General features: G+C 45.3%; 8 protein-coding genes. 2 read left to right on the forward strand and 6 right to left on the reverse strand.

The genetic code is table 11. The features are described from left to right. Positions 1-74: 74 nt before the first annotated feature. From B9J84_RS00240 to yccS, 4 genes are all read right to left on the reverse strand, one after another. The gene (locus B9J84_RS00240; RefSeq protein ID WP_094123263.1) at positions 75-1334 is read right to left on the reverse strand and encodes a hydroxymethylglutaryl-CoA reductase; all 1260 of its coding nucleotides are present in this window, start codon (positions 1332-1334) and stop codon (positions 75-77) included. An 87-nt stretch (positions 1335-1421) separates the two neighbouring features. Continuing rightward, positions 1422-1721 carry a hypothetical protein gene (locus B9J84_RS00245; protein WP_013867906.1) on the reverse strand — a complete coding sequence of 100 codons (300 nt, stop codon included), beginning with the start codon at positions 1719-1721 and terminating at the stop codon, positions 1422-1424. Between the two features lie 67 nt (positions 1722-1788). Beyond that, on the reverse strand, positions 1789-2013 hold the full coding sequence (locus B9J84_RS00250) for a hypothetical protein (protein ID WP_013867905.1): 225 nt from the start codon (positions 2011-2013) through the stop codon (positions 1789-1791). 138 nt (positions 2014-2151) lie between these two features. Continuing rightward, positions 2152-4305 (reverse strand): YccS family putative transporter, encoded by a 2154-nt coding sequence (gene yccS, locus B9J84_RS00255; protein WP_094123264.1) that lies wholly within the window; start codon positions 4303-4305, stop codon positions 2152-2154. A 182-nt stretch (positions 4306-4487) separates the two neighbouring features. Here yccS and helD point away from each other — a divergent pair, with 182 nt between their 5' ends. After that, a complete protein-coding gene (gene helD, locus B9J84_RS00260) occupies positions 4488-6551 on the forward strand; it encodes a DNA helicase IV (protein WP_179217482.1) in 2064 nt (687 codons plus the stop codon). Positions 6552-6652: 101 nt separating this feature from the next. Here helD and B9J84_RS00265 read toward each other — a convergent pair whose 3' ends face one another. Both B9J84_RS00265 and torT read right to left on the reverse strand, forming a co-directional pair. Further along, the gene (locus B9J84_RS00265) at positions 6653-7108 is read right to left on the reverse strand and encodes a methylglyoxal synthase (RefSeq protein ID WP_026027464.1); all 456 of its coding nucleotides are present in this window, start codon (positions 7106-7108) and stop codon (positions 6653-6655) included. Positions 7109-7160: 52 nt separating this feature from the next. Continuing rightward, positions 7161-8162: a TMAO reductase system periplasmic protein TorT gene (gene torT / locus B9J84_RS00270; RefSeq protein ID WP_017047230.1), complete on the reverse strand. Its 1002-nt coding sequence runs from the start codon at positions 8160-8162 to the stop codon at positions 7161-7163. 88 nt (positions 8163-8250) lie between these two features. Here torT and torS point away from each other — a divergent pair, with 88 nt between their 5' ends. After that, positions 8251-11196: a TMAO reductase system sensor histidine kinase/response regulator TorS gene (torS, locus tag B9J84_RS00275; protein ID WP_404206155.1), complete on the forward strand. Its 2946-nt coding sequence runs from the start codon at positions 8251-8253 to the stop codon at positions 11194-11196. Positions 11197-11330 lie beyond the last annotated feature (134 nt).

The following is an 11330-nucleotide window of genomic DNA, read 5'->3' on the forward strand; positions in this document are numbered from 1 at the left end:
CATATGCTCACTTAACCAATAAAAAAGGCGCTACGTCTTCACGTAACGCCTTTTCGGTTGTGAAAAGTAATACCTCAACGAGCGAGTTTACGATGAGCGCGTGAAAAATGGCCAGCGCAGAACGCACCGACAATAGAAAGTTCACCAGCCAGACAGAGTGATGCTGCCACTTCGGCTAACGCTTGCGAATGACCAGTACCGTGCAGACCGAGAATATCCAAACATGCTTTTTGACTCGGTAACCCTGTACCGCCACCAACGGTCCCTAACATTAAATTGGGTAAGGTTACACTGGCGTACAAACCACCATTTTTGTCCACTTCCATGCGTGTCATACCAATTGCCGATTCAGCAACGCAAGCGGCGTCTTGCCCACAGGCAATATACAAAGCAGCGAGTGCATTAGCGTAATGCGCGTTAATGCCTATCGCGCCGCTTAATGCCCCACCAACAGTCGTCATTTGGCCAAATTGCATCATAGACTGTGGCGTCGTATGCAGATGTTTATGGATGAGTTCGGCAGATAAATGCACCTCGGCAGTCACTTTTTTTCCTCTCACACTACGCAGTGTTTGGCTAGTGGCTTTTTTATCACCCGATAGGTTGCCATCAAGGAATGCGTATTCAGGCTGCACAGGAGTATTCGCCAGAATGGTTTGGAACACGGCATTGGTGGCAATAGTGACCATGTTTTGCCCTGATGCATCGCCGGTTAAAAACTCAAACACGAGGTAGACATGGTTCCCTTCAATATTGACATTAATGTCTGACAGTTTTCCGTGTGCTGTCGTGTTTTCTGCAACTTGTTTAAAGTGGTCATATTGAGTCACTATCCACGCAACAAACTGCCCAGCTTCGATTAAGTTATAAAATGCAAAGCCTGGCGTGCGAGTAACGCCTTCATTTAACAACATGGCGCTTGCACCTCCTGCCGCAGTGAGCAGTTTTGCCCCACGATGATAAGAGGCAACCAAAGCGGCTTCGGTTGTCGCTAGCGGGACGAGATAATCACCTTTGGCAAACAGTCCGTTGACTCGTAATGGCCCTGCGATCCCAACTGGAACTTTGACTGTGCCAATAAAATGCTCAATATTTTTGTGGTAGCTGAGCATATCTTGCTCTTTTGAGTCATCTAAAAGCGCACTTTTGTTCGTTCGCGTGTTAAGTACTTGCCAACGGCGTTCTACATTTTTTGCGGTTAAATACGGACTTGGTGTTAATTTGAGCGTTGGAGAAGTGAGTTTGGGTTGAAGTATTTGATCTAGCTGCTGGGCTGATATATCACCACCCAAAATAGAAACATAATCTCTTCGATGCAGGTTTAGCTTAGGCATAGCGAATCATGGTAAAGAATTTGCGGGCATTGTACTAACCATGCACATAAACACAATATTTGCTTGTGTTGCAAGTTGTGTGAAGAGTTAGGCTTGGATATCCAATATTGAACCCAGCATGTCTTGATCTCGTTGGATAATATTGGTGCCAATGCGGTTGTATTGTGTAGCTTGGTTCAATTTTAGTAGGCTATCAATTTCTTCAGGTTTTTCTTCAGCTTTAGCAACAACTTTATCAAACTCAACTTTATTAAAAGCAAGCGCTTTGTCCGCTTTATCGACAGGAGAGATGTCTTTTTCCATATTGAGCTCACGAGCCGCATCCTCAGCCATTTTATTTGACTGATTGATCAGTTGATAGCCAGAATGAACACCAGATATAGACATAAGCTTACCCTCGTCGATGTCTAAAGTTTAGGCTCCGTTTACTTTTTGCACAAGAAGAAATTCGTGACTAGGAAAAGAGGCTCGAAAGCACATTCAGCTCATCATCAGTGAGCAAATTATTCGATTCATTTTCCAAAGAGTGCTTTATCTCGCCTTGTAATAAACGCAGTTGTTGGGGTGTTAAATGCTGTAATTGTGATTTTAAAGACTCAAATTGATTATGCGTCATCGACTCATGCCTCAGTAAAAAATGCGCTGCCTTCTCACCGCGGTAAGTTTGATGTCCTTTCATGGCCTTACACCTGTAAGAAAATACTTAATCTGAGATTATTCTCGACGTGGCGATTTTTTGTCCGAAAAATGTCAAGTTATAACAAGAGAAAGGTGAGAGCCGCCCGAAATTGAGCTGCTCTCATTATTACGACAATTGCTAGTTTACACGGACGGCAAACTTACTGGCGAGAGAGTGAAGCTCAGGTAGCATGCGATAAATAAGGTGCAGTTGTTGTAAGACCATTCTTACCGAGCTTTCATCTTCTTCACGCCATTCGGCTAAGCGTTTCTCTAAGCCTGCGTCGTCAATGTCGCTGGTATCGCATTCATCACAATGTTCATAAAGTTGTTTGTGCAACACCTCTAAGTGTTGGTGGATCACTCGGTGAGTTTCAAGTACCAGTTGGTGCGTTGCTTCATCTTCGATGCGTGTCCGATGGGCCCCAAGAGCGGAGATATAGCTGAGCAGTGCATGGTTCAGTGTCAGAAAACGGAAACTTTCATCGATTGCCGCGCGATATTTACCCGGTTCTGCCAGCATATTACTGATCGCTGCGGTTAAATTTGCGTCTTGGTTGTGGGCATTGCGCCGTGAGATGCGATAGCTCAAGTTGTCTTTTTTGCCGATACGGTACTGACCAATAATCTGTCCCAAATAGGCTTTGTTGGCATTGATCGCATCCGCCATGACTTTATGTAATCGTTTTGATTGCCAGTCAGGGAGGATCAGCACTACCGCTGCGACGGCCAATGCGCAGCCAATCAGAGTATCGGCAAGCCGAGGCAGTACCACAGCGTAACCTTCACCCAATTGATTAAAGCAAAACAGCACTAAAAGAGTAATAAAGCCAGTCGCATAGCCGTAGTTGTTTAGTCTAAAGGCGAAAAACATCACACCTGATAGTACGATAAAGACCAATTGGCTTTCTGGCGATGGGAACAAGGTTAAGAGCAGCACGCCTAAAAACAGCCCCGATAACGTGCCAATGATTCGGGCCGTCAGTTTTTGCCGAGTGGCTGAGTAGTTTGGCTGACAAACAAACAGTGTCGTGAGTAAAATCCAATAGCCTCGTTCAATACCAAAACCTTGGATGATTCCGTAACCGATAGTGAGTGCGATAGACATACGCAGCGCATGACGAAATAGCATGGAATCTTTATGCAGATTTGCCTTCACCCGTAACCACATGGCTTTAAGAGTGTGGGCTTCTGTATCATACAACATGCCCTCTTCGAGCTTGTTAGCATCAGAGTTGTTAACGTTATTGAGCTGCTTTTCTACTGTTGCTAAGTTATTGAAAAGATAACCTAATTGCGCTAGTGACACCCGCCAGTCAGGGCGTTGTTGTTCTTGTAGGTAGTTTAATGAGCTTTGCAATTCATCCAAAGCCATAATTGACTCTGAATGGTGCTGATAGCTTCGCCCTAACTGAATCGATTGGGCTATTTCACGGCAGGCTTTAGCCTGTGTTTCTAATAAATGTTTAAAGCGAAACAGCACATCTGAGCGGCTAAAGTGTTCGGCAAGCTCTTGATAGCGATAATGACTTGAATTGACACGTTCATGGATATCTTGTGCCATAAAATAGATGTTGAGAAATCGGTCGCTGGCACCATCAATATGACCTCTTTTGGAACGACTCAACAAAGTAGCTTTACATTGATTAAGTGCGGTAACCGTTGCTGCGTTTAAATTGGCTTCAGCAATTCGATATGGCTGAGGGACTAAGTTCGATACGGGATGGAAGAGATGGCTTTTGGACTCAAGATAATTGGCCAATTGCAAAAAAACATTCGCTAAGCTTTGCTGTACTGGTTGCATTGGCCAAAACATATGCCAAATCATCGACATGAAGTAATACCAAGCGGCACCCGTCAGAAGCAAAACGGGTTGAAACCACAAATTCACGCTTTGGTGTGCACCCAACATGGTGTAGATGGCGATAAGTAAGGAGCCAAAGGCGATGCTGGCATAACGTGGGCCAATTGCGCCAAGAATGATAAAACCAAACGAGGAGATAAATAACCCAATCGCAAACAGTGGCGGGGTATGGAAAAGTAGTTCGATGGAAAATGCAGCGATAGCAAAGCAGATAAATGTCAGAGTGAGGGATTTTAACCGTCCACTGAAACTGTCATCACTTTCAGCCAGTGCTGCGGCAATCACGCCAAGGATCAGTGGCGTAATCCAAGTATTGAGGTTGTAGTGCCACGCAGGAATGACCACGCCTAATAGAGTGATCAAAATGAGAATGCTGTAATTGACAGTTTTATTCGCCCAATAAAGGCGAATTTTGCTAGAGAGCGGCACGATACTTCAACATCCAAAAAGAAAACCATAGTGTAGCAGAAGCGTTGATTAACACTCTGATCAAGATAAAGAAAAACGTCTACTTGATTACAAAATCAACAACAGTAATCTTGACATTAATTTTTCAATGCCCACTGTGATTGGTATATCATATTCACATTCTTATAAAAGAGCATAAAACCATGCAGCTGAGCGCAAATAAGCCTGCACAATTTCTCATTCAAGACGAATATAACCAAGTTGAACTTGACCAACAGCGTTTGATTATCTCCTCGGCTGTCAGCGAAGAGCGGATCCCGTTCACGGTTTGGAACGGTAAAGTCCGTGTTAAGCGTGGTTTGTTTTGGGGAGCATTGCAGTTTTTTGCGCATGAAGATGAAGGCGTTCAGCAATCATGGTTGGTGCAAGGTTTGCCTTGGCCCGAATGCCGACAGTTTGCCCATACGGCGGTAGCGGCTTATCAACAATGGCACAATCGTCAATGTGTGCAGTTGAGTCAGTATCTGCCTCGCTGGGAGCAAGAGCTCAATCGCTTGAAGCGTTTACCCTCTTTTTTGCCACACTCCTTATTAGATGTTTGGGCTTTGCAAGTGGAAGCTGATTTTTCGACGATGGACATGAAATTAGCCGAAGCACGTCAACGGCTACCTGATGCTATTGCTCAGCTCTCGCCTTGGCTTACGGATCGCTCGGCGTCCCTTGCCCAACGAAATCAACACTGGCTTGAATTGGAACGTCAAAACTGGGAAGTCTTATTCTCTCAAGTCGAAAGTTCTCCACTTAATATGTCGCAGCAACACGCAGTGCTACTCAATGATGATCACAACCTCATCCTAGCGGGTGCAGGTTCGGGCAAAACCAGCGTTTTGACGGCGCGTGTTGCGTATCTACTCCAAAGTCACCTTGCACAGGCCCACGAAATTCTACTGGTGGCTTTTGGTCGCGATGCGTCGAAAGAGATGGAACAGCGATTAGATAGCAAAATCGGCATGGCGGCGGAGCACGTTCGCGTTAATACCTTCCATCAGTTAGGGCTGAAAATTTTAAACGAGGTCGAAGGGCGAGAAGCGATCATTTCGCCTGTAGCTTTAGACAGTAACTTAAAGTTGGCATGGTGTATTGATTGGTTGAAGAAACATTGGATGACGCCGACCAATTTTAAGCGTTGGCAGAAGCATTTATCTAAATGGCCAATTGCTTATTTAGCTGGTGATGATGAACTGGGCAGCCATGTTGAAAACCCAAAGCTGATTGCATGGTTGGAAAAGCAGCTTGAGCAACTGGCTATGCTTGGTCTTGGGAAAAAGGAGCTGCAACAACGTTTGATTGACCATCCAGACTATTCACGGCTGAACAGTGAGCTCTCTTTGTGCTGGCCATGTTACCAAGCTTGGTCACAAATGCTCAAAGAGCAAAATCAAATCGATTTTAATATGATGATCAGCCGCGCAACGGAATACGTTGAAAAGGGCAAATTTAAATCGAATTGGAAATTCATCATGATCGATGAATACCAAGATATTTCACCACAGCGATTGGCGTTGATCCAATCTTTGTGTGAGCAGCAGCCAGGAGCGTGTAACTTGTTTGCAGTGGGTGATGATTGGCAGTCAATCTATCAATTTGCTGGTTCTGACGTTGATCTTACGACTGGGTTTAGTGAGCGCTTCCCACACTCGACGGTTTATTATCTGGATACGACTTATCGTTTTAATGATCAGTTGGGTGCGGTGGCTAACCAGTTTATTCAAGCCAATCCGAATCAATTACCAAAAACACTTAACAGCTTCAAGCAGCAAAAACAAAAATCAGTTTTTATTGCACCAAGCAACAACATTGAAAAGATCTTGGATCAACTCAATCGCCAAGCGAATAGTACGCAATCTGTGCTATTGCTTGGACGAAACCATTATCATAAACCAGGGCGGCTTAACGACTGGAAAAAGCATTACCGCTCACTCAATATAGAATTTATGACTTGTCATGCCAGTAAAGGTAAAGAAGCCGATTTTGTGATTGTGCTCGGTGTTGATGAGGGGCAGTTTCCGGCTCGAGTGAAAGCGCTGCATATCGATAGTGCATTGAGCCAATCGAATGATGATTTCCCCTATGCCGAAGAGCGCCGTTTATTCTACGTTGCAATGACCCGCGCTAAAGAGAAAGTGTGGATCACGCACTCGGGCAGTGGCTCGGTTTTTGTTCGCGAATTGCTATCAGGGGATTACCCAGTGGTGAAGCAGAAATAACGCATCCTTTGAAAGGGGATGCGTTCACGCAGGCGATCAAGTTGTCTTATGTGGTGATTTGGATTTTGGCTGTGTCTCTGTGCGTATGTAAAGGTTATAAGTTACATGCGTTCAGCTAGATAAGCTTGGTAATCAGGGATCTCGATATCGACCTCTTGCTCTATCAACTGTGAAGAGAACAAAAATTTAGCACTGGCGCGGTTTGTGGCAACTGGAATGTTCCAAACGCTGGCAATTCGTAGCAGAGCTTTTACATCGGGATCATGCGGTACGGCATTGAGTGGGTCCCAGAAGAAGATCAATACATCAATTTTGCCTTCAGAAATCAACGCGCCAATTTGTTGGTCGCCACCCATCGGACCGCTGATCATGCTTTTTATAGCAAGGCCAGTCTCTTTGCTGAGCATGTTGCCAGTGGTTCCTGTCGCGTATAAAAAATGGCGCTGTAGTTTTTCTTTATTTTCTTTTACCCAGCGAAGTAGTTCTGGTTTGCAGTTGTCGTGAGCGACGAGAGCGACATGCTTATGCGCAGGCATAGTCCGAGTCGTTGTTTGCATTGAAGAGTCCCTATGATTCAAATCAGTATGTTAAATAGCGAAATCGCCACTTTTATTCAATCTCTTTTACGCTAAAAGTCGGCCTATATTCAGATGGAGATAACGAATCTGCAATTATCTGCGGATTGAGTGACATAGGCGTTAAGGATTCGATAATCGGTGCGGCTTTTTTTTCATAAGGTTGCTGATTGAAAAAAGCCGCAGCTTGTTGAATGGAAAGCCTGCCTTGCTCGACCATTTTATCCGTTGGCGCAAATTCGACTCGGCCACGCAGCAGCCCGCGGTAGACGCCATGACTTAAATAGGTTGCCACCAAACCGATGTGGTTTGTCATCCCTGAGGTTCTCAATTCGCTGATCGCCGCTTCAATCGCGACGGCGCTGCCCACAATATAGCGAAGGTCAGCTCGCTCCAGCGCTTGTTGTACTAAATTACGCTGCAGTTCTTTATCATTATCTGCCCATAGGCTTTCCACTACGTTGATATCGCTGTCTTGTATTGCGCGATAAAAACCTTGGCTAACGGGTTGAGTACCACCACTGGTTTTCGGGCCAAGTAGCAAGGCTATATTGGTTTTCCCACTGCCTTGTGGGTGCTTATCAGCAAGATATTTTCCCGCGTAGTATCCCATCCAATACCAATCGACACCCACTTGACCTTGTAGCCGTGCAGCCTGCTGCTGATTGAGAATGAGCTGATTAACCGTTGCAAACACAGGCGTAGAAGCGACGTATGTGCTTAAGTCTGTCGTGTAAAGATCCGGTGCCACAGTACCGAGAATAATCGCATCAGCGCCCCAACGAACGCACAATGAAAGCTGTTCTTTTTGTCGTTCATGATTAGGATAACCACCCGATTCTAACACGCGTAAATTCAACTTCTGTTTTCTCGCCTCGTCAACCATTCCATAGTTGACTGATAACCAATAGGAATCTTTGAGGTGAGGGTATAAAGCGCAGACTTTCTTATGGGGTTCGGCGAATGTTGTGCTGCTAACCAAGCTTAAAATCAGCAGTAAAAGTGTTGGGGAAATAAGGTTTAAGATCAATTGCATTCGCTATTCGTTGGCATAACGTGAGTAAACACTGCAAAATATAGCCCATTCCGTGTTGCTTAAGAAGTAATGTTTGAGGTTGGGTGCCATGTTGTTAGCCAAAGCCAGTATTGGCCGAAAATTAATGTTGTCCTTTTCGGCAATGGCCATGCTCGTTTTGTTATCGGCGTTGATCGGTGTGTTTGGTTTTTCGCTGGTGGCTAAAACCGAACGTAATGTGGTGAATTCTGCCATTCCTTCGATGCTGGAAGCGCGTCAAGTGTCGGAGTTAAGCACACGAATCATTACGTCTGTGCAAATGTTAACCAACTCAAAAACAGAGCAAGAGCGCCAGCAGTATGGCAAAGCGCTTTTCGATCAGCTTCAATCTTTGCTTAATCACATCAAGCAGTTGGGTGCCGATTCCTTTGATTCAGAACTGCTGACGCGCCTAGAAAATGATGTTCAAAGCGTTATCGATACACTGGCTCAGCTTGGTATTACGGTTGAGCGTAAGTTGTATCTGGCACATGATTTAAGTGTTCGAGTGGAAGAGATGCGACAACTGGCGCTGCAATTGGAAGAGCTGACGCGCACTCAAGTGCTCAATACCAGTACCATCGCAGTGGCGAATGTGACGCATATTTATGACTTGCTACAAGCCGATAAAACGTCACAAGCGTACAAAGCGTTAGACGCTTTAGTGGAAGTAGACCTCGATCTTTCAGAGCGCTTGCATGAGCTTCATTTGCTGGCGTTCAAAATGCTCAGCCACATCGAAGAGACACGCACGGTTACCGATGTTGAGCGAATCCAACAAATCCAAACAGAGTTTTTGCATAACCTCACCATCATGCAGCGCAGAGTACGCGCGGTAGAAGACCCGACGCGTTCGAAGCAAATGACAGAGCTGCTTAATGAGTTAGAAAAGCGCAAAGTGGTTTTTAGTGTTTTGCAGCAACGCTATGATAACGAACAGGTCGCGAAATCGCTCACACAAAACACCTTAGTACAGTTTTCAGATCTCAATACTACCGTCAGCCGCTTAGTAGATGACTCCAATCGTACAACGACTCACGCTGTTGCGCAGCTCTCTACAACCTTGAACATGGCACAATATACATTGACCTTATTAACCTTGGTTGGCCTTCTCATTGCAGCTTTCATTATGTGGAAGGTCGTCTATCTGTCGGTGGTAAAACGTTTAGCTGAATATTCATCGGCACTGTTATCCATCGCAAAAGGGCAACTGCAGGTGGAAGTGGCAGTCCAAGGAGAGGATGAACTGGCGCAAATGGGGCTGGCGATCATCACGGCTCGCAATACCGCGCAGTCTCTTAAAGTGGTGGCGGAAAGTGAAGCGCAGGCGAGAGAGGCGTTACAAGAACATAAAGAGCACTTAGAGGAAGTGGTTACCGAGCGAACAGAACAATTGCAACACACCAATGAGAAACTCAATATGGAAGTGTTGAATCATGCCAAAGCTCGCAACTTAGCCGAGCAAGCCAACCGCGCTAAATCGGCATTTTTGGCCACTATGAGCCATGAAATCCGCACACCAATGAATGGCGTATTAGGCACGGCTCGTTTATTACAAGAGATGCCATTAACCGTTCAACAGCGTCAGTATGTGGACGTGATTAACCGCAGCGGCCACACCTTGTTGTCCATTTTGAATGATGTGCTGGATTATTCAAAAATTGAGGCCGGACACTTAGAAATTCGCAATGCCAACTTTAATTTGCATCAAATGGTGGACGATGTTTACCAACTGATGAAAGGACGTGCTGAAGAAAAGTCGCTTGAATTTACCAAGCAGATTGAACTGGATGTTGCTTCTTTTTGGGTGGGTGATATGACTCGCTTGGGTCAAGTGCTGACGAACCTTGTGGGTAATGCCATCAAATTTACCGATCAAGGTTATGTGGATATTTATGTCAGTCTTGATGCTGAAATGCCTAATCAAGTGACATTTGAAGTCTCGGATTCCGGTGTTGGAGTCAGTGAACAGGATCAAATCAGGCTGTTTGATGCGTTTACTCAAGCTTCCAGTGAGCAAAGTTACAAAGGCGGTACTGGGCTTGGTTTGGCTATCAGCAAACGGCTTGTTGAAGCCATGGGCGGCGAGCTTAAGCTTGAATCAGATTTAGGCAAAGGAAGCCGTTTTGAGTTTACTGTTCCTTTACAGCGAGGAGAGGCAGTGAATGAAGTGGTTAAAAGGCCGATAGCCGCGACGCGAGAGGCCAACATCTTGCTGGTGGAGGATAACCCTGTCAACTGCATGGTTGCTGAAGGGTTCTTGATCAGTCTCGGTCATAATGTGCTCACCGCGAAAACAGGCGTTGAAGCTCGGGTTCTGTTTAGTGAACACAGGTTTGATATCGCACTGCTCGATATTAATCTACCTGACGTTAATGGTGTTGAGCTGTTGGCGCAGCTCAAACTTATCGAACGTGAACAGTATTCTCATCTACGCCCCACACCGATGATTGCTATTTCGGCTCATGTGTTTAATGAAGAGGTGGAAAGCTATTTAGCGGCTGGTTTTGATGGCTATTTGCCCAAACCTTTAGTCAAAGAAGATCTTGCACAACTTGTCCAGCAACGTATTGAACACAATACCTTACCCGTTGAGTTGATTGTGCCTACGCACGTAATCTCTGATAGCCAAAAATCCGCTCGTCCGATTATGGACGAGCGGATCCTACTCGCGGATATTGAAGTGCTAGGGCGTGACAAGATGAATGAAATCATTGAGCTGTTCGCCGATTGCACGCATGAATACCTACACGAGTTTCGCCAATCGAGGGAACAGGCTCAGGTCGTTAAGTCGTTAGCACACAAATTGAAAGGTTCAGCTGGCAGCTTAGGTTTGCATGCCTTGTTTGATCTGTGTTTAGTCATTGAGAAAAGTGCTGACTCTGCGCAAACTTATCAAGAGCTACAAGCGGAATTAGAAGCCTTAGCCGCTCAATCCATTTATTCGCTGAGGTTACTGTTTATACCCAAACAACTTGGAGTTGCAGGTAGGCGGCAAGTGAGTGAGTCCCCATGAGCATAGGCAAACTATATGATTGGGGTGAACGAACGTAGCCAACACCGCTGCAGCTTCAAGTAGGAAGGGTATATATAAATAATTGGCTGTTGGCATCTATATAAAAACAGCCATACAAGGTGGTTTAGGGATGA

This window comes from Vibrio sp. V03_P4A6T147, from assembly GCF_002241085.1.
Lineage (GTDB): Bacteria > Pseudomonadota > Gammaproteobacteria > Enterobacterales > Vibrionaceae > Vibrio > Vibrio anguillarum.